At 71.1% G+C, this 20,394-nt stretch carries 11 protein-coding genes; 4 read left to right on the top strand and 7 right to left on the bottom strand.

Annotation, left to right across the window (positions count from 1 at the left end; translation table 11 throughout):
• Positions 1-5: 5 nt before the first annotated feature.
• The 5 genes from LWW89_RS14650 to LWW89_RS14630 form a co-directional block, all read right to left on the bottom strand.
• A complete protein-coding gene (locus tag LWW89_RS14650; protein ID WP_293265447.1) occupies positions 6-1,721 on the bottom strand; it encodes a DUF4157 domain-containing protein in 1,716 nt (571 codons plus the stop codon).
• Between the two features lie 333 nt (positions 1,722-2,054).
• Positions 2,055-2,612: a hypothetical protein gene (locus LWW89_RS14645; protein WP_293265446.1), complete on the bottom strand. Its 558-nt coding sequence runs from the start codon at positions 2,610-2,612 to the stop codon at positions 2,055-2,057.
• Between the two features lie 3 nt (positions 2,613-2,615).
• Positions 2,616-4,097, bottom strand: coding sequence for a metalloprotease TldD (tldD, locus tag LWW89_RS14640; protein WP_293265445.1), 1,482 nt, complete (start codon positions 4,095-4,097; stop codon positions 2,616-2,618).
• A gap of 143 nt (positions 4,098-4,240) precedes the next feature.
• The gene (locus tag LWW89_RS14635; protein WP_293265444.1) at positions 4,241-5,101 is read right to left on the bottom strand and encodes a carbon-nitrogen hydrolase family protein; all 861 of its coding nucleotides are present in this window, start codon (positions 5,099-5,101) and stop codon (positions 4,241-4,243) included.
• Positions 5,098-9,228 (bottom strand): YhdP family protein, encoded by a 4,131-nt coding sequence (locus tag LWW89_RS14630; RefSeq protein ID WP_293265443.1) that lies wholly within the window; start codon positions 9,226-9,228, stop codon positions 5,098-5,100. Before LWW89_RS14630 ends, LWW89_RS14635 begins: the two co-directional genes overlap by 4 nt.
• 322 nt (positions 9,229-9,550) lie before the next feature.
• Here LWW89_RS14630 and glnE point away from each other — a divergent pair, with 322 nt between their 5' ends.
• Together glnE and LWW89_RS14620 are read left to right on the top strand one after the other, a co-directional pair.
• Positions 9,551-12,301: a bifunctional [glutamate--ammonia ligase]-adenylyl-L-tyrosine phosphorylase/[glutamate--ammonia-ligase] adenylyltransferase gene (glnE, locus tag LWW89_RS14625; RefSeq protein WP_293265441.1), complete on the top strand. Its 2,751-nt coding sequence runs from the start codon at positions 9,551-9,553 to the stop codon at positions 12,299-12,301.
• Positions 12,302-12,358: 57 nt separating this feature from the next.
• Complete coding sequence (locus tag LWW89_RS14620) at positions 12,359-14,599, top strand: hypothetical protein (RefSeq protein WP_293265439.1); 2,241 nt, start codon at positions 12,359-12,361, stop codon at positions 14,597-14,599.
• Between the two features lie 84 nt (positions 14,600-14,683).
• Here LWW89_RS14620 and LWW89_RS14615 read toward each other — a convergent pair whose 3' ends face one another.
• Entirely contained in the window at positions 14,684-15,841 is a 1,158-nt protein-coding gene (locus LWW89_RS14615; RefSeq protein WP_293265437.1) for a pyridoxal phosphate-dependent aminotransferase, read from the bottom strand.
• Between the two features lie 286 nt (positions 15,842-16,127).
• Between LWW89_RS14615 and mtnA the strand changes: the two genes are divergently transcribed.
• Both mtnA and LWW89_RS14605 read left to right on the top strand, forming a co-directional pair.
• Positions 16,128-17,306, top strand: a complete 1,179-nt coding sequence (mtnA, locus tag LWW89_RS14610; RefSeq protein WP_293265435.1) for an S-methyl-5-thioribose-1-phosphate isomerase — start codon at positions 16,128-16,130, stop codon at positions 17,304-17,306.
• A gap of 68 nt (positions 17,307-17,374) precedes the next feature.
• Positions 17,375-18,061: a class II aldolase/adducin family protein gene (locus LWW89_RS14605; RefSeq protein WP_293265433.1), complete on the top strand. Its 687-nt coding sequence runs from the start codon at positions 17,375-17,377 to the stop codon at positions 18,059-18,061.
• Between the two features lie 97 nt (positions 18,062-18,158).
• On the opposite strand, the gene LWW89_RS14600 is transcribed toward LWW89_RS14605, so the two are convergent.
• Positions 18,159-20,393, bottom strand: coding sequence for a diguanylate cyclase (locus LWW89_RS14600; protein WP_293265431.1), 2,235 nt, complete (start codon positions 20,391-20,393; stop codon positions 18,159-18,161).
• Between the last annotated feature and the right edge of the window lies 1 nt (position 20,394).

The raw sequence follows: 20,394 nt of genomic DNA, 5'->3' as shown, positions 1-20,394 counted from the left end.
TGGGGTCAGCCGAAGGCCCAGCGCCAGGCCCCAGCGACGGACCGCCCGACCCAATTCGCCGCCCGGCGCACCATGGTCCCGGCCCGGTTGGCGAAATAGGCGGCCAGCTTGCCCAGCAGCCAGCCGCGCAGGCCCCAGCCCGTGGCATTCCCGGCCAGAAACGGCAGCCATGGATGGGCTGCGGCATGGCGGGCGACGAGCACGTTCTCGTACCAGTTCATGACGTCGGCGATAAAGCCGGCATCCCTGAACGTCGCCCAGGCGCCCCCATCGTTCGTTACCAGAATGCGGGCGTAGTCGAAGAGGAAAGTCTGGACCAGATCCCGCAGCTTCTGTTGCCGCGCGGCAATCGCCGCGGGCCCGACCGCAGGCACGGCGTTGATCTGGTCCCCCAGGCTCAGCATGGTGTCCACGTAGGCCCGCGTTCTCGCCGAGGCATTGCCCGCAACGCCGCCGGGGTCCCGCACCACATTGACGTGGTCGCGCTGCCGGCCCTGGGCATCCCAGTTGTTGGCAACGGGGGCATTCCAGCCGGTCACGCCATGGACCCGGCCATTGACGTTCACCTGGAAGCCGGTGCCCGCGGCATTGCGCCGCCGCTCGCGCCGCCCGGCCCTTCTCGAAATCATCATGTCGGCCAGGTTGTGGACGCCCAGTTCGTGGGCGACCAGGCCGACGATTTCCCCGACGGAGGTGATGTCCAGGTACCACTTCCTGATCGTCACCTCGATGTCCACGCCCGGCTGGTTGCTCAGATCGGTCTCTGCCGGGTTGGGCGTATGCTGGTCATCGACCTGAACCAGCACGACGATGCCTGCGGCGGGGCCCAAGGGCAGCATATTCATTGCCGCCATGACTTCATTGAACTTGGCCAGCGTATTCCCCGCCAGGGGAACGAGGAGATTCTGTATCGGCATGATGAGCCGCTGGACGACGCGCTGGACGCCCCCCGCCGAGGCAAGGTCTGGCTTGCACAATGAATTCCTGGCGGCGACCGACGAGCGCTCCAGGGCATGCGTTCCGGCCCCTGCCAGCGTTTGAGCCATTCTCTGTCCGACGCCCATTGCGGCGTCGCCCATGGCGTCCGCCTCCCGCTCCAGGCTCGGATCATCGTTCACCGGAGCGCTCTTCATCTGAAACGTGGGCTTCACCCGCCCCTGGGCCTGCTGCACCACGTGCCACGCCTCGTGGGGCAGATGCCTTTCCTGCCCCGGCGCCACATGGATGTCGGAACCTTGGGCAAAGGCCAGGGCGCTGAGCTGGGCGGGCTTGTCGGAGTTGTAATGCACCCGCACGCCGCCCATGGAGATTCCGGAAAGGGCCTCGATGCCGGCCTTGAGGGGGTCGGGCAAGCCGGTACGGTTGGGGCTGGCCGCCTCGCTCAAGGGGCTGGAACTGCGTACTTCGCCCCCGACTGCCCCCTCGGCCGTGAAGCGCCTCTGGAGAGGCACTTCCTCGTCGCCTTCGCCCACCCGTTGCGCCGGGAGCGCCTTGGGTTGCAGCGTCTCATCCTCATCAGCCCCCTGGCGCTGCGCGACGGCCAGCCGTTCGAGGCGGCGGACCTGGGCGCCGGCATCGGCCCTGGCTTGCAAGGCGAGACTCTGAGGGGATTCCGGGACAAAGGGGGCGAACTGCGCTACCCCGGCCTGGCCGGCGGCTTGGAGTCTCCGAGCCGTGTGGGACTCGGCATCACTGGAACGACGGTCGGCAAAAGCGCTCATGACAACTCCTTTTGCAGGGTAAGCCAGCCGGACGAGGGCACGCTGCCATCCCGTCGGCAGGTTCGTGGGGCCAATATACCGGCAACATTATGCAAAAAGAGTAATTTTTACTGACAGGCTGTTCCACCGCCGACGAGCATCGCTCGTATCGGCCATCCCAGAATTGCCCGGAAAGCCTGCGGTACCGACGATCGGGCCAGGCACAGCCCCCCCCCAGGCCGTGCTTATCAAGGCGAAACGGAAGCGGTGGGGCGTGAAAAGCTCAACGCCCAGGCGAGAAGACAAGCGCGGCATGGCACCACGCTCGCTCCGCAAGCGGCCGGACGGACCGGCTTACCAGCGCCGGTAGGGCCAGCGCGGGAAGGGGGGGCCGTAGAAGGGGTCGCGGCAGACCAGGGTGCCTTGCTGGTAGCCCTGCTGGAAAATCTGCGCCTCGCGCTGCTGGACGTCCCGGCCCAGCTCCTGCTCGCGTTGCAGCAGGCGGCTGGCGCAGTCCGTCTCCCGGGCCGACTGGCGCAGGGCGTAGATGCCCTCCAGCACGGCCACGGGCAGGCCCTGCCGGGTCAGTTCGAGGACCTTGGCCGGGGGCAAGTCCAGGTCGCCGCCGCGCACCCGGGCCTCGCCGACGATCTCGTCCACGCTCTTCTTTTCCTTGACCCGCTGCTTGACCTCGTCCCAGGTCATGGGCGGCTTGGGCGGCACCGGCGGGGGGGCCGGGGCGATCACCGTCTCGGTGCCGGCCCGGGGCAAGGCAGGGGTCGAAGGGGCAGGACTGGCGCAGCCCGCCAGCAGGACCACGCCAAGAACCAGCAGGGGCGCGGCTTTCGCGGCACACCCTCTGGAGATCCCCGACTGGCGCGGGGTTTTGCTGAGCGGGGTGGAATCGGCCATGGCTCAGGCGGTGCCGCCCACGGTCAGGCCGTCGATGCGCACGGTGGGCATGCCGACGCCCACGGGCACGCTCTGGCCTTCCTTGCCGCAGGTGCCGACGCCGGAATCGAGGGCCATGTCGTTGCCCACCATCTTGACGTGGGTGAGCGCGTCGGCGCCGTTGCCGATCAGGGTGGCGCCCTTGATCGGGTACATGATCTTGCCGTTCTCGACCCAGTAGGCTTCGCTCATCGAGAAGACGAACTTGCCGTTGGTGATGTCCACCTGGCCGCCGCCGAAGTTCACCGCGTAGACGCCCTTCTTCACCGACTTGATGATCTCTTCCGGCGACTTGTCGCCGGCCAGCATGTAGGTGTTGGTCATGCGCGGCAGGGGCAGGTGGGCGAAGGATTCGCGCCGGCCGTTGCCGGTGGGGGCGACGCCCATCAGGCGCGCGTTGAGGCTGTCCTGCATGTAGCCCTTGAGGATGCCGTCCTCGATCAGCACGGTGCGCTGGGTCGGGTTGCCCTCGTCGTCGATGTTGAGGGAGCCGCGCCGGTCGGGGATGGTGCCATCGTCCACCACGGTGACGCCTTTGGACGCCACCCGCTGGCCCAGCTTGCCGGCAAAGGCCGAGCTGCCCTTACGGTTGAAGTCGCCCTCCAGGCCGTGGCCCACCGCCTCGTGCAGCAGGATGCCGGGCCACCCCGGGCCGAGCACCACGGTCATGGGGCCGGCGGGCGCCGGGCGGGCGTCCAGGTTGGTGACCGCCTGGTGCACCGCCTCCCGGGCGTAGCGGTCGAGCATGGCCTCGTCGAAGTAGCCGTAGTCGAAGCGACCGCCGCCCCCGGCGTGGCCCTGCTCGCGCTTGCCGTTGTCCTCGACGATGACGGTGATGCCGACCCGCACCAGGGGACGCACGTCGGCGGCCAGACGGCCGTCGGCGCGCATCACCAGCACCACGTCGTATTCGCCGGCCAGGGAGGCCATCACCTGGGTGACCCGGGGATCGCAGGCCCGGGCGAAGGCTTCGAGCCGCTCCAGCAGCTTGACCTTGGCTTCCGCCGGCAGGGAGGCCAGGGGGTCCTGGGCGGCGTACAGGGCGCGGCCGTCCACCAGATTGCGGCGGCGCTGACCGGCGGCAACCCGCTTGTTCTGGCCGGCGGCGGTGATCGAGCGCACCGCGGCGGCGGCGTCGCTGAGGGCCGCCAGGCCGATGTCGTCGGAGTAGGCGAAGGCGGTCTTTTCGCCGGACACGGCGCGCACGCCGACGCCCTGGTCGATGTTGAAGCTACCGGATTTGACGATGCCCTCTTCCAGGGCCCAGGACTCGGAGCGGGTGTACTGGAAGTACAGGTCGGCGTCGTCCACGCCCGGCGCGTTAAGCTGGGTGAACACCTTGTCCAGGGTGGATTCGGACAGGTCGAAGGGGGCCAGCAGCAGGCTGTCGGCGACCGCCAGGGGATTGGCAGCGGCGGTGCGGGTGGCGGTGGCTTTCTTGCTCATGGAAACTCCAGATTCGATTCGGGCGGGATCGCGGATACAGAATCCTGCATCGGGCCCGGAAACAGCTTAGCGCAGGGGCGCGGCCGGCGCGCAACGGTATGTGACGGCGCGACCCGGCAGGCGGCCGCGTGGCGGGAAAAGACTCACAGCACCCGGTGCTTGAGGGCGGGCAGGCTGGCGCGCACCTCGGCCAGATAGGTGGGGTCGAAATCGGCGATCACCACCCCCGGGCCTTTCAGCTTGCGGTCCAGGATGTCGCCCCAGGGGCCCACCACCATGCTGTTGCCGTGGGTCTCCCGGCCGCTTTCGTGGCGGCCGCCCTGGCCCACGGCCAGCAGGTAGCACTGATTTTCGATGGCCCGGGCGCGCAGCAGGATTTCCCAGTGGGCGCGGCCGGTGGTCTCGGTGAAGGCCGCCGGCATGACGATCAGGTCCACCGGCTTGTCGTTGCCATCCACGCCGCCGGCCAGGCGCCGGTACAGCTCGGGAAAGCGCAGGTCGTAGCAGATCGACAGGGCGACCCGGCCGAAGGGCGTATCGAAGGCCACCGGGGTGTCGCCGGCCTCGATGGTGGCGGCCTCGTCATAGCGCTCGGCACCCTTCTGGAAGCCGAACAGGTGGATCTTGTCGTAGCGCGCCACCCGCTTGCCGTCCGGACCGTAGGCAACGCTGCTGTTGCGCATCTTGTCCGGGGCGGAGGCCTCCAGGGGCACCGAGCCGCCGATCAGCCAGATGCCGTGGCGCGCCGCGGTCTCGGCCAGAAAGTCCTGGATTGGCCCGCCGCCGCCCTGCTCGGCGTCCTTCTCCCGGGCCGCCACCTTGTCGGCGTCTGAGGCCCCGATGATCGGGAAGTACTCGGGCAGGGCCACCAGGGTCGCGCCCTGGGCCACGGCCTCGGCCACCAGGCGGCCGGCGGTTTTCAGGTTGTCGGCGACCCGGGGGCCGGACACCATCTGCGCGGCGGCCAGGCGCACCGGCGCGAGGGAAGAAGCGGTGGAAGTCATTTTGCGTCCTTGCTGTCCTTGCTTTCGGCGGAAGGGGCGGCGCCCGGCGCCTCGCCATCGTGGGCGGGGAAGACGGCGGGGCGGCGCCCTTCCTTTTCGACCTTGGGATCGGCCCAGGTTCCGGTCACCCGGTAGTCGAAGGAAAACACCTTTTCGATCGGATTCTGCAACACCTTCTGCGCCAGGTAGGCGGCGGCGCCGATTACCGGGTTGACCACCGCCACCCCCAGGGCCACGGCGTTGGTCAGGGACGGCTGCACCGTCACCTTGAGATTCTGGGTTTCCTTGTCCAGATCCACCTCGCCGCCCAGCTTGATGCGCGCCGCCGGGCCGTCGATGAGCAGGTCGCTGGTGCGCGCCCGGCCCCGGTCCAGGGTCACGTCGCCGCTGATCGACTCGAAGGCGAAGCCCTCAGAGAAGATGTCGCGGAAATCCAGGGTGACGCGCCGCGGCAGGGCTTGCAGCGACAGCAGGCCGAGGAGCTTGCCCGCCCCCGGCTCGATCTTGGCGAACTGGCCCTTCTCCGCCTCCACGTGCAACTGGCCGGACAGGCTGGCCACGTCCAGGTCAGCGGGGCTGCCGACCCAGGACAGGCGGCCGGTCAGCTTGCCCTGGCCGCGCCGCACCGCGTCGGGCTGGCCGAGGCGGGCGAGGAACTTGCCGATGTCGGAGGCTTCCACCGCCACGTCGAGGCGGGTCTCGCCCCGGTCGGCGCCGGCAGGCGGGCGCCAGCGGCCGCTGGCGGCGATCTGGCCGTCGGCGCCAGACAGGGCCAGCCGGTCGATGCGCCAGGGCGGCGCTACGGCGGCGGCCCCGGAACCGCTGCGGGCCTCGTTGGCGGCACGCAGGTCGAGGCGACCGAGGCGCCGGCCTTCATAGACGAAATTCTCGGCGGAAATATCCAGGGCCGGCAGGCGGGTCAGGGCATCTCCCTCGCCGGACAGGGCGCTCTTCACTTCCGACTCGGGCAGGGTGATCTGCTTGAAGCGCCCCACCAGACGGCCGTTGGGCAGATTGGCACCGGGACCTTCCCAGGACAGCTGGCCGTCCACCTCCTTCGACGACAGCTGGGCGGCGAGGACCGGCGGCCCGTCGCCCCGGCCCGAAACGCCGCCGGCCTGGGGCTGGGCACGCAGGGTGACGTCGTGGAAGCGTCGGCCGGACAGGATCAGTTCCGGCGTGCGCAGGTTGACCACCGTGGGCAGCGAGGCACCGCCGGCGCCGCCGTCCTTGCCGTCGTCGGCGAGGCGCTTCCACTCGGCCACGTCGAAGCGCGGCACGGCGATCGACACCCCCAGCCCCCGGGTCGGCAGGGTCGCCGCCGCCCCTTCGCCGATGGTCACCACGCCCCGCTCCAGGGGAGCGTCGGGGCCGGTGCGCTGCTGCAAGGTGACGCTGGCGACGCGGCCGACCTGGATCTTCAACTGGTCCAGGGGCGTGGTGCCGGGAATCCGGGAGCGCTCCACGTGCAAGGCCAGGACATCGGCGGCGGATTTGTTGAGGGGCGCCGGCAAACTGGAAGCGACGCCCTTCAAGTCGCTGTCCACCACCACCTCGGCGCTGCGCTTTTTCACCCGCACCTCGCCCCGGTAGGCGGCCTGGCCCGACAGGGCGTCGAAGAAGGGGCCCGGCAGCACGTCCTGCCACGCCCGCCGCGCCTCGGCCACGGTGGCGCTGCCGCGGAAGCCGACCCGCACCCGTTCCGCCTCGGAGCGGGCCTCCACGGTCACCGGGCCGCCCATGAACTGGCCGGTGATGGCGCGGATGGAAATGCCCTGGTCGGTGAAGGCGAGCTTGCCGTTGACCCGGGTCAGGGGCGGCAGGCCGGACACCACGGCGAGCTGGTTGTCGCGGAATTCGTACTGACCGGCGACGGTGGTGTCCGTCACCTTGCGCAGGGGCATGCGGATGTCCAGGTCCAGGCCGCCGTTGCCCTGGGCGCGCATGTCCTCGGTGAAGTGGTCGATGCGGTTGCCCACCGGGCTCTGCTCGACGAAGTCGAGGAAGGCGGCGGTGGGGCCCTCGGCCCGACCCTTGATGACGAGCAGCTCTTCCGGCGCCTCCAGGTCGGGGATGGTCGCTTCCACCTGGGGCAGGCGAGCGGCCAGGATGTGGCCGTCCTTGGCGCGGATGGTCATGCGCTCGCCCTCGAAACGCAGGCTGCCTTCGATGCCGTCGATGGCGGGCCAGCCGTCGGCGTACTCCAGGCGGGCCTGGTGGATGTCGCCGGTGACCAGGAACTGGCCGCCGGCGTTGCCGCGGAAGGGGAAGCGGTCCAGGTCGCCCTTGAGCACGAGCCGGCCGTTGGTGGCGTGGCCGGCGGTGATGGCGCGGCGCAGCCAGACCCGGGCATCCTCGCCGACCGTGTTGGGCAGGTAGCGCCACACCGCGTCGCCCCGGGCCCGGGTCAACTCGGCCCCCAGGTCGATGACGCCGCCGCCCTGGCCGGTGTAGCGGTAGGTGCCCCGGGCGCTGCCGGCGGCGTCGGCGTTGGCGAAGGCCACTTTTTCCAGGGTCACGCCCACCTGAGCCGGCGCCCCGGCCCGACGCTCCACGGTCCAGCCGATGGCCGCGCTCAACTGGTCGAAGGCCAGATCCGGATCGGGGAAGACCCGGGGCAGCAGCAGGTGGGCGCCATGGGAATCCAGGGTCAGGCGGCCGCTGTCCTGGCGCCCTTCCATCAGGCCGGACAGCCCGCTGGCGCCGGGCACGGCCCCCAGGGGCGCCATGCCGAGCTGCTCGAAGCGCACCCGGTAGCTGTAGTCGGCGGGGGCCTGGCCCTTGCGGTCGAGGCGCACCTGGGCCTCGCGCAGCAGCCCCCGGGGGCGGGCCTCGTCGAGCAGGGCCAGGGCCTGGTCGGGCAGGGGCAGGCGCCGCGCCAGGCGGGCCAGGCCGTCCAGTTCCAGGCGGCTGGCCGAGGCTTCCAGATAGGTGTCCTGGTCGTCCATACGCCAGGCCAGGGTGAAGTCGGTGGGCGGGATCACCACCCGGCCGGCGGCGCTTTTGGCGGCGTCATGCTTGCCGCTCTCGCCGCGCTCCCCGGCATCCGGCGCGCTGGCGGCCAGGGTCAGGCCCCGGGCACGCACCTCCTGCAAAGGCAGGCCGTCCCCCAAGCGCCGGTAGCCGATCCGGCCGGCCAGGGCGTCCACGTCCAGGGCCGGCAGCCGGGGACTGACCCGCAGGTCCACGTCCGCCAGGCGCAGGTCGGCGGCGGCGGAGGCCACCGTGCCCCGGTCGAAGTCCAGCCACAAACGCACCCCGCCCCGGCCCCGGTGCAGTTCCAGGGGCAGGTCGAGCCACAAGTTCCAGGCCGCCAGGTCGGTGTCGTCCAGGTTGGCGTAGAGGGTGCCCTTCCAGGTCGACGGCCGGGTCAGGTCCCGGGTGGACAGGTCGCCGCGCACTTCGATGCGGCTCGCCACCCCGGCCGGCGGATCGGCGCGCAGGCCGAAGCGGTGGCGTCCGAAGGCCGACAGGCTGTTTTGCAGGCGCAGATCCACCCCGGCCAGGGCCAGGACCGGGGCGTTGCGCAGCCGGTCCTCCCAGACCAGGCGGGCCTGGCGGATTTCGATCAGATCCTGGGACAGTACCCAGTCGCTGGCGCCGCCCTCGTCGTTGTCGGCGGACACGGGCATGCCCGCCACCAGCAGCTTGCCGTCGGGGTCGCGCTGGATGTGCAGCTCGGGCGCGTCGATGAGCAGCCGGTGCAGGTGCAGGGAAAGCAGGGGCAGGGAACGCCAGGCCACCACCGCCTCGACCCGGGGCAGGGTCAGCACCGGCCGGCCGGATTCGTCGGACAGGGTCAGGTCGGACAAGGTCACGCCGGGGCGCAGCCGCTCCCAGCGGGCTTCGATCTTGCCCAGGGTGACCGGGCGCTTGAGGGCGCCGGACAGGGCCTGCTCGATCTGGGGGCGGAATTCCTCCACCCGGGGCAGGGCGTAGTAGCGCAGGAACAAGGCCACCGCCGAGAACAGCAGGATCGCCCCCATCGCCGCCCAGTACAGGGCCTCCAGCACACGGCGCATCGCCGGACGGCGCAACCTGGCGGTGCGCCGGTAGACCAGGCGGCGCAGGGCGGCCGGCTGCGGCGAGGGCGCGGAAGCGTCGGTGTCGGGGCGGGGATCGGTCACGGTGGAAAAAGCGGGCGGGCTAGGCGGTGGCGGCGAATATGAAGGGCAGATGCGGAACGATCGGGAGGCAGCAGCAAGGCCAGCGGCAATACAGCCTTGAATCTGCGGGGAGCACGCCCTAGGATGCGGCTTTGCTCCGGCGGCACGACCAGGGGCGCCTTATGGCGCTCTCCGCCCCGCCGGCTGCGGCAGCCCGTCGCGGCCGGAGAAGGTTCCCCCGAGCGCCCCGCACCCCGCATCCTGCCTCGCCCTGATCAGTTCTTCATTTTACATGAACCCCACTCCCCTCCCCGTCTCCGCCTCGCTCCCCACCGCGTCTCCGTTGCCCCTCCCCACCGACTGGGCAAGCGCCCGCGCCACCGCCGTCGCCCACAGCCGCTTTCTGGAACGGCTGCTGGGCGCCCGCCCGGGCCTGGAGGAGGCGGTGGCCGCCCGCTGGCAGGCACCCCTCGACCGGGACGCCCTGGCCGAATGGCTGGCGCCCCGACTGGCGGCGGCGGACGGCGACGACGCCCTCAAGCGCGAGCTGCGCGCCCTGCGCGCCTTCGCCATGGCCCACCTGGCGGTGCGCGACCTGACCGGCCTGGCGCCCCTGGCCGAGGTGGTGGAAACCATGACCTCCCTGGCCGAGGTGACGGTAAACGCCGCCCTGGCCTTCTTCCACGCCGGCCTGGCCGCCCAGCACGGCGAGCCCCGGGGCGCCGACGGCCAGGCCCTCACCCTGGCGGTGGTGGGCATGGGCAAGCTGGGGGGGAGGGAGCTCAACGTCTCGTCGGACATCGACCTGATCTTCGTCTATCCGGAGGAAGGCCAGACCGACAAGGGCCTCGACAACTACGACTTCTTCTCGCGCCTGGGCAAGCGGCTGATCAACGCCATCGACGATGTCACCGGCGACGGCCGGGTGTTCCGCGTGGACATGCGCCTGCGCCCCAACGGCGATTCCGGCCCCCTGGTGTGCTCACTGGATTCCCTGGAAAACTACTTTATCACCCAGGGGCGGGAGTGGGAGCGCTACGCCTGGATCAAGGGCCGGGTGATGAACGACCTGTGCCAGACCTGCCACGCCCAGGCCCTGGCCCAGGTGGTGCGCCCCTTCGTCTTCCGCAAGTACCTGGACTTCGGCGCCATCAACGCCATGCGCGACCTGCACGCCCAGATCCGCCGCGAGGTGGCGCGCAAGGACATGGCCGATCACGTCAAGCTCGGCCCCGGCGGCATCCGCGAGATCGAGTTCATCGCCCAGGTGTTCCAGCTCATCCGCGGCGGCCGCGACTCCCAGTTGCAGGTCAAGCCGACCCTGGAAGTGCTCGCCCGCCTGGCCGAGCGCAACTTCCTCAGCCCCGACGCGGTGGCCGAGCTGACCCGGGCCTACGACTTCCTGCGCCGGGTCGAGCACCGCCTGCAATGGTTCGAGGATGCCCAGACCCACCGTCTGCCCGGCATCGAGAGCGGCGGCGGCCAGGATCGGGCCCGCCTCGCCGCCTCCATGGGCTTTGCCGGCTGGGACGATTTCCTCGCCGTGCTCGACGACCACCGCCAGCGCGTCTCGCGCCACTTCGAGGCGGTGTTCGCCGACCCGGAAGGCAAGCGCCCCGAGTGCGAGGGCTCGGCGCCCCTGTGGCAGGGCGGCCTGGACGACGAGGTGGCGGCGGCCAAGCTCACTGCCCTGGGTTACCGGCGCCCGGCCGACACCCTGTCGCTGATCCAGCGCTTCCGCGCCGGCAGCCGCTACCAGCAGCTGCCCACCCAGAACCGGGAACGTCTCGACGCCCTGGCCCCGGGCCTGATCGACGCGGCGGCGGCGGCCAGCCAGGTGACCGGCGCCGAGGCCGACGAGACCCTGGCCCGCTGCCTGGCCTTTCTCGAAACCATCGGCCGGCGCGGCGCTTACCTGGCCCTGTTGCAGCAATACCCCCTGGCGCGGCAGAAGGTGGCCGAGCTGATCGGCGCCTCCCACTGGGCGGCGGACTACCTGAACCACCACCCGATCCTGCTCGACGTGCTGCTCGACCCGCGCCTGACCGAGGTGCGTGAGGATTGGCAGGCCGACTGGACCGCCTTCCGCGCCGAGCTGGCGCGCCATCTGGCCGACACCGCCGGCGACGCCGAGCGGCAGATGGATCTGCTACGCGAGGCCCACCATGCCCAGGTGTTCCGCCTGCTCGCCCAGGATCTGGCCGGCCTGCTCACGGTGGAGCGGCTCTCCGACAACCTCTCGCAACTGGCCGACATCCTGGTCCAGGCGGTGTTGGAACTGTGCTGGGGCTTCCTGCGTCAGCGCCACCGGGACAAACCGGCCTTCGCCGTGATCGGCTACGGCAAGCTGGGGGGCAAGGAACTGGGCTACGCCTCGGACCTGGACATCGTCTTCCTCTACGACGACCCGGCCCAGGAGGCCGAGGAGGTCTACGCCCGCCTCGCCCAGCGCATCAACACCTGGCTGTCGTCGCGCACCCCGGCCGGCATCCTGTTCGAGACCGACCTGCGCCTGCGCCCCAACGGCGACGCCGGCCTGATCGTCACCTCCACCGCCGCCTTCCGCGACTACCAGCTCAAGCACGCCTGGGTGTGGGAGCACCAGGCCCTCACCCGGGCCCGCTTCGTCGCCGGCGACCCGGCCCTGGGCGAAGCCTTCGAGGCCATCCGCGTCGAAGTGCTGCGCCAGCCCCGGGATCTCCAGGCCCTGCGCGACGAGGTGGTGGCGATGCGCCACAAGATGCGCGACAACCTGGCCACCGGCACAGATACCGAGTTCGACATCAAGCACGACGCCGGCGGCATCGTGGACGTGGAATTCATCGTCCAGTACCTGGTGCTCGGCTACGCCCATGCCCATGCCGAGCTGACCGGCAACCTGGGCAACATCGCCCTCCTGAAGATATCCGCCGACCTGGGCCTGATCCCCGCCGACCTGGCCGAAGGGGCGCGCCGCGCCTACCGGGAATACCGCCGCCTGCAACACGCCAAGCGCCTCAACAACGCCCCCAAGGCACGCATCGCCAAGGACTCGGTGGCCAGCCACATCGCCGCCGTGACCGCCCTGTGGCAGCATGTCTTCGCCGCGCAATGAACCGTTGCCGCCCCTGTGCGTCCTAATCGAACCGTCATTAAAACCGCGACAATAACCATGAACGCTCCCGCCCATCCCCACGCCCACACCTGGAAGTTCTTCCGCGCCGGCGGCTTCGATCAGGTCCGCCTCGACGCCGCCGCCGACCTGCTGCACCTGGAACAGCTCGACCAGAAGCTGTGGGTCGCCCTCTCATGCCCGGTCAAGGGCCTGGAGTTCGACGAAAAGACCCTGGCCCTGATCGACACCGACCACGACGGCCACGTGCGTGCGCCGGAGTTGATCGCCGCCCTGCACTGGGCCGGCGAGCGCCTCACCGCCACCCACCGGGAACTGCTCGCCCGGGGCGCCGCCCGGTTGCCCCTGGCGGCCATCGGCGACGACGCGGCCGGCGCCCCCCTGGCCGCCGCCGCCCGGCGCATCCTGGCGGTGCTGGGCAAGGCCGACCAGGAGGACATCGGCCTGGAGGAAACCCAGGGCCACGCCGAACTGGTGGCCGGCGCCCCCCTCAACGGCGACGGCGTGGTCACCGCCGCCTCCACCGACGACGAGGCCCTGAAGGCCCTCATCGCCGAAGTGATCGGCAGCGTCGGCAGCACCCCGGACCTGTCCGGCGAGCCCGGCGTCGCCGCCGACCTGCTCGAACGTTTCGTCGCCGACAGCGACGCCTGGCTGGCCTGGCAGCACACCGCCGACGCCGATCCGGCGGTGCGCCCCCTGGGGGACGCCACCGAGGCCGCCTGGGACGCCCTGGAAGCGGTGCGCGCCAAGATCGACGACTGGTTCGCCCGGGTCCGCCTGGCGGCCTACGACGAAGCCGCCGCCACGGCCCTCAACCCCTCCGGCGACGACTTCCGCCTGCTGTCCGCCACCGTCCTTTCCGCCCAGGCCGAAAGCATCGCCGCCCTGCCCCTGGCCAAGGTGGCCGCCCCCGGCGCCGCCGAGCCGGCCCTGCCCCTGGCCGCCGCCCTCAACCCGGCCTGGGCGGAACGCCTGGCCGCCTTCGCCGCCCAGGTGGTGGCGCCCCTGCTCGGCCAGCGCACCGCCCTGTCGGCCAGCGACTGGCAGTCCCTCCAGGACAAGCTCGCCCCCTACGGCGCCTGGCGCGCCCAGGCGGTGGACACCCCGGTGGCCGCCCTGGGCCGGGAACGCCTCACCGAGCTGCGCGACAGCGGGCTGCGCGACAAGCTGGCCGAGCTGATCGCCGCCGACGCGGCCCTGGCCCCCGAATTCGCTGCCTTCGCCGACGTGGACCGGCTGGTGCGCTACGTGCGCGACCTGGCCAAGCTGGCCCACAACTTCGTCTCCTTCCGCGACTTCTACACCGCCGTCGGCAACGAACGGGCCGCCGAAGTGGCCAACGGCAACGGCAATGGCAACGGGGTGGGCATCCAGCTCGGCAAACAGCTGCGCGCCGTGTTCCAGGCCGGCACCCTGTTCCTCGACGGACGCAGCTGCGACCTGTGCGTCAAGGTGGACAACGCCGACAAGCACGCCGCCACCGCCACCCTGTCGCGCCTATGCCTGGTCTATTGCGAGTGCGTGCGCAACGGCGAAAGGATGACCATCGCCGCCGCCTTCACCTCGGGGGATTCGGACCAGTTGATGGTGGGCCGCAACGGCGTGTTCTACGACCGCAAGGGCCGGGACTGGGACGCCGTGGTGGTAAAGATCCTCGACCACCCGATCAGCCTGCGCCAGGCCTTCTGGCAGCCCTACCGCAAGGCCGCCAAGGCGGTCAGCGACGCCGCCCAGAAATTTGCCGCCACCCGTGCCCAGGCCCGGGACAACCAGATGGCCGCCACCGCCGTGGCCAACACCACCAAGACCCTGGAAGGCGGCGCCCCGCCGGCTCCGCCGCCGCCCCCGGCCTTCGACGCCGCCAAGTTCGCCGGCATCTTCGCCGCCATCGGCCTGGCCATCGGCGCCGTGGGCACGGCCATCGCCACGGTGATCACCGGCTTCCTCGGCCTCAAGTGGTGGCAAATGCCCCTGGCCGTCGGCGGCATCGTCCTGCTCATCTCCGGCCCGGCGGTGCTGCTGGCCTGGTTCAAGCTGCGCTCCCGCACCCTGGGGCCGATCCTGGATGCCAACGGCTGGGCGGTGAACGCCCGGGCCAAGATCAACATCCCCTTCGGCACCTCCCTCACCCAGCTGGCCAAGCTGCCCGAGGGCGCGGAACGCAGCCTGTCCGACCCCTACGCCGAAAAGAAGCAGCCCTGGGGCTTCTACCTGTTCATGCTGATCGTCGCCGGCGCCCTGCTCTTCTGGGTGGCGCGCAGCCTGAGCGGCGGCTGATCGAAGCTGCGAAAAGCAAAGAGGCCGCTGGGAATACCAGCGGCCTCTTTGCTTTGGCGGCGGCACCGGCCACCGGGCGGGCGCCTACAACCGGCGCAGCCGCTCCCCGGCCGCGGCCAGGGTTTCTTCCTTCTTGGCGAAGCAGAAGCGCACCACGCCGTCGTTGCGGCCGTTGGCGTAGAAGGCCGAGACCGGGATCGCCGCCACCCCGGCCTCCCGGGTCAGCCATTCGGCGAACTGGGCTTCGGGCAGGTCGGAGATCTTGTCGTAGCGGGCCAGCTGGAAGTAGGTGCCGCGGCAGGGCAAGAGCTCAAAGCGGCTGCCGTCGAGCTGGGCGCGGAAGAAGTCGCGCTTCTGCTCGTAGAAATCGGCCAGCCCCAGGTGGCGGCGCGGCTCCTGCATGTATTCGGCGATGCCGTACTGGGACGGGCCGTGCACGGTGAACACGTTGAACTGGTGCACCTTGCGGAACTCGGCCATGAGGGCCGCCGGGCCGTAGCAGTAGGCGATCTTCCAGCCGGTGATGTGGTAGGTCTTGCCGAAGCTGGAGACGATCAGGGTGCGCGCCGCCAGGGCGTCGTGGCGGGCCAGGCTCTCGTGGCGCACGCCGTCGAAGGTGATGTGCTCGTAGACCTCGTCGGACAGCACCACGATGTCGCTGCCATCCACCAGGGCCGACAGCTCGGCCAGGTCCGCCGGGCCCATCAGCGAGCCGGTGGGGTTGTGGGGCGAGTTGACGATGATCATGCGGGTCTTGGCGGTGATCGCCTGCTTCACCGCCGCCCAGTCGTAGCTGAACTCGGGAAAGGTCAGGGGCACGGCCACGGCCTTGCCGCCCACGGTCTCGATGGCCGGCACGTAGGAGTCGTACACCGGCTCGAAGACGATCACCTCGTCCCCTGGTCTGACGAAGGCGGCGATGGCGGTGAACAGGGACTGGGTGCCCCCGGCGGTGACGGTGATCTCGCTGTCCGGATCGTAGGCCCGGCCATAGAGGGCCTGGACCTTGGCGGCGATGGCCTGGCGCAAGGCCGGCAGGCCGGCCATGGGCGGGTACTGGTTGTGGCCCTCGCGCATGGCCCGCTCCACCGCCTCGAACAGGGCCGGCTCGGCCTGGAAGTCGGGAAAGCCCTGGGACAGGTTGATGGCCCCCACGTCCGCGGCCAGCTTGGACATGACGGTGAAGATGGTGGTGCCCACCTGGGGCAGCTTGGAGGTAAAGGAAACCGGAGTGGCGATCATGGTCGGTGGTCGGCGGCGACACAGGACGGACGAAGGCTTGGACTATGCCACAATCGCCCCCCGGGAGTCCCGCCGTGGAGCCTGGCGCCATTCCAGCGCCATTTCCCCGTTGCGGTGGGAACGGGGGCACGAGCCGTCCCCGTGCCCTGGCGCAGTTGTCCGCCCTCCCCGAGCCCCGAGCCACCGGCACGGCCACTGCCGTGACGCGCCGGCGCCCCCCCTGATTCATTGCGCCACCCGCTGCCCCTTTCCCGCCCCGTTTTCCAGTTTTCGCAGCCCGCCACCGATGCCCGCCACCGCCGCCCCCGCCACGTTCTCCTCCCTACGCCCCGCCCCCGCCGGCCGGGCCGTGGAGATTCTCGACCAGACCCGCCTGCCCTTCGCCAAGGCGTGGATTCCCCTGGCCCACCGCGACGATGCGGCCCACGCCATCGCCGCCATGCAGACCCGGGGGGCGCCCCTGATCGGTGCCGTGGCCGCCTTCGGCCTGGCCCTGGCGATGGCCGAGGACGCCTCGGACGCCAACCTGGCTGCCTCCACCGCCCTGCTCGCCGCCACCCGGCCCACGGCGGTGAACCTGGCCTGGGCCCTGGCCCGGCTGGAAGCCCTGCTGCGCCCCCTGCCCCCGGCCGCCCGGGCCGAGGCGGCCTGGGTGGAAGCCTGGGCCATCGCCCACGAGGACGCCGCCCAGTGCGCCGCCATCGGCACCCACGGCGCGGCCCGGCTGCTCGCTGAAATCAGCGGAATCGACGCCTCCTCCGGAAACCCAATAGGGACGGGGACCTTGGCCCAGGCCGGCAGCGCCGCTACCGCCACGGCAGCGCCCCGCCCCCTCAACATCATGACCCACTGCAACGCCGGCTGGCTGGCCACGGTGGACCACGGCACCGCCCTGGCCCCCATCTACCGGCTCCACGCCGACGGGGTGCCGGTGCACGTCTGGGTGTCGGAAACCCGGCCGCGCAACCAGGGCCTGCTCACCGCCTGGGAACTGGCCGAGCGGGACGTGCCCCACACGGTGATCGCCGACAACGCCGCCGGCCTGTTGATGATGCAGGGCCGGGTGGACGCGGTGATCGTCGGCGCCGACCGCATCGCCGCCAACGGCGACGTGGCCAACAAGGTCGGCACCTACCTCAAGGCCCTGGCCGCCCGGGCCCACGGCGTGCCCTTCTTCGTCGCCGCCCCGGTGTCCACCCTGGACTTTGCCTGCCCGGCGGGCAGCGCCATCCCCATCGAAGAGCGTGCCGGCGACGAACTGCGCCAGGTGCCGGGCCGGGACGATGCGGACCGGCCGGCCACGGTGCGCCAGCTACCGGCGGAACGGCCGGTGGCCAACCCGGCCTTCGACGTCACCCCGGCGGCCCTGGTGACGGCCCTGATCACCGAGCGGGGCGTCTGCCCGGCCAGCGGCGCCGGGCTGGCCGCCCTATACCCGGAGCGGGCCGGCGCCCTGCCCCGCTGAACCCCGCGCCAGCAAAGGATCTTCAGGCAGCCACCCTGAAACCCCGCGCCAGATAAGGACTTCCAGCCATGCCCCACCAAGACCCGCGCCCCGCCTTGCTTTGCGCCATCCAGCGTTTGGTCGGGATGCGCCTCACCCCGGGCACCTCGGGCAACCTGTCGGTGCGCGGCACCTGGCGGGATGACCTCGGCAGCGCCCCCCGGCCCGGCTTCTACATCACCCCCACCGGCATGGCCTACGAGGGGCTGACGGTGGACGACCTGCCCTTCGTCGGCCTGGACGGCACGGTGCGCGGCCGGCGCAAGCCCAGTTCGGAATGGCGCCTGCACCGGGACCTCTACGCCGCCCGGCCCGAAGCCCACGCGGTGCTGCACGCCCACTCCACCGCGGCGGTGGCTCTGGCCTGCCTGCGCCGGGAGATTCCGCCCTTCCATTACATGATCGCCCGCTTCGGCGGCGACACGGTGCGCTGTGCGCCCTACGCCACCTTCGGCACCCAGGCCCTGTCCGACGGGGTGGTGGCGGCCATGGCCGGCCGGCGCGGTTGCCTGATGGCCAACCACGGCATGGCGGTGATCGGGGAAAGCCTGGACCAGGCCCTGGACCTGGGGCTGGAACTGGAAGTGCTGTGCGAGCAGTACGCCCGGGCCTGCCAGCTGGCCGCCGCCCTGGGGGCCGCCGGCCCGGTGCTGCTCGGGGCGGAAGCGATGGCCGAGGCCCTGGCTGCCTTCGGCGACTACGGCAAGCAGGCGTGAAGGGAGAACGGGGTAGGCAGGCAGGCCGCATCCTGCGTTTCCGGAGACCCAGCTTGCATCCCCCCTCCGGGCCTAGGCGGAGGCCGAGCGGCTTAGGCTAGGCCGGCGCGATGTCGGCCACGACGTAGCCGTTGCGCCCCGCTGCCTTGGCCCGGTACATGGCCTGGTCGGCGATGTGCAGCAGGGTATCCACGTCCCGGCCGTGGTCGGGGAAGAAGACCACCCCGACGCTGGCGGAGATTTCCAGGTGCAGGCCGTTCACGTCGAAGGGACGCGCAATCTCGGCCACCACCCCATCGGCGACGCGGCGCACGTCCGCCGCCCCGGCCACCCCGGCCAGCAGCACGACGAATTCATCCCCCGCCAGGCGCGCCACCGTATCCGAGCCGCGCACCAGGGCGTTGAGGCGCTGTGCCACCAGGACCAGCAAGGCATCCCCCACGGCGTGGCCGTAGGTGTCGTTGACTGGCTTGAACCGGTCCAGATCGACGAACAGCAGCCCCACCTTTTCCGCGCTCCGCTCGGCCACCGCCAGGGCCTTGTCCAGGCGGTCCTGGAACAGGCGCCGGTTGGGCAGCCGGGTCAGGGCGTCGTGGTTGGCGCCGAACCACATTTCGTTTTCGGCGTGCTTCTTCTCGGTGATGTCCTGGTAAAGGGCCACGTAGTGGGCCACTTGGCCGTTCTCGTCGCGCACCGCGTCGATGGAGGCCCACACCAGCAGCGCCCGGCCGTCCCGGTGCCGGTTCCACACCTCGCCCTGCCAGTGGCCCCGCTCCGCCAGGTCGCGCCACATGGCGCGGTAGAACTCCCGGTCGTGACGGTCGGAGCGGTAGAAGCCGGCGCGCCGCCCCAGGGCGTCGCGCTCGCCGTAGCCGTAGAGCTCCTCGAAGGCCGGGTTGATGCGCACAATGGTGCCGACCTGGTTGGTGACCACCACCGCCTGGGCCATGGACTGGACCACGGCGCTGCCCAGGCGCGCCTCCAGGGCCCGGTCCATGAGGGCGGTGACGTCGGCGAAGGAGGCCAGCACGCCGCCCCCCGCCTCCCGGGGCAGCAGCCGGGTGGACAGGTTGAGCCAGACCCGGCTGCCGTCGGCCCGGACGAACCCCAGGGTGGCGTTGGCCTGGGGGGCGCCGGTACGCAGGGCGATGGTGGTGGGCAGCTCGTCCACGCGGCACTCGCGGCCGTCGGGGTGGATCACCTGCCAGTCCTCGCTCAGGGCCGACAGCCCCACCAGGCGGTCCTCGTCCATGGCCAGGATGCGGCAGGCGGCCCCATTGGCGGCGCGGATGACGCCCGCGGGGTCGATGCGCATCACTCCCTCGGCCATGGCGTCCACCACGCTGGCGGCCATCAGTTCGCTGCGCACCAGCTCGCGCAGCATCCGGGAACGGCGCCTCACGTCGCGCAGCAGGAAGCCCACCCCGGCGAACATGCCCAGCAGGGGCAGCCCGGCGATGAGGACGTAGGAGCGCTCCAGGGCACCCTGGTGGCGCCGCAGTTCGTGGCCGTCGTTTTGCAGCAGGATGGTAAAGGGGTAGTCGCGCAGGGTGCGCCAGGCCAACACGCCGTCGCCCCGCAGCTCGGCGCCGGTGGGGCGGCCGGCGGCCGGCCGCATGATCTCGGGCGGAAGCTGTCCTGGCGGCTGGCCGGCGTTGCCGTTGGCCACCCGCCCGTAGCGGTCGAGCACCACCAGCCGGTCCGCCGGGTCCAAATCCACGAAGCCCCCCAGCTTGTTCAGGTAGTCGGGATAGACGATCAGGCAGATCACGCCCAGCAGCGTGCCCCGGCCGTCGAGCAGGGGCCGGGCGAAGGGCAGCACCATGCGCCCGGTCAGGCGGCTGGGGGCGACGCCGCCGACGTAGAGCAGGTTGGCAGGGGTCTGCTGGAAGAAGCGGAAGTAGTCCCGGTCCTCGACATTCAGGGGAGCCTGGCGGGAGCGGGCGGCAAACCCGGGGGCGTCGTAGAACGCCACCACGCCATGGGCGTCCACCACCGCCACGCTCACCTCGTAGCCGCGCAGGCTGCCGTAGCGCAGCCGGGCGATGCTGGCGGGAAAGCCGGCCCGATCGTCCTGCCACTCGTGCTGAAGTATCTGCAACTGGGCGTCGAACAGCTCCACCTGGCGGGCCATGGCCTGTTCATAAGCCCGGGCCTTGGCCGCCGTGGCCGCCGCCAGGGTGTGAGCCTGTTCCTGCCGGTTGAAATGGATCTGGGCCGCCAGGGCGCCCATCACCACGGCCAGGAACAACAGGGCCGTGCCGTGGATCAGACGGCGCGAGCGGGTTTCTTGTGCGGCGATGTCCTCTTCACCACCCACCGAACTCGGCATG

The sequence above is a fragment of the Oryzomicrobium sp. genome, assembly GCF_021287045.1.
Taxonomy (GTDB): domain Bacteria; phylum Pseudomonadota; class Gammaproteobacteria; order Burkholderiales; family Rhodocyclaceae; genus Oryzomicrobium.
Note: the sequence above shows the minus strand (reverse complement) of the source record. Positions and strands in the feature narration are given on the sequence as shown.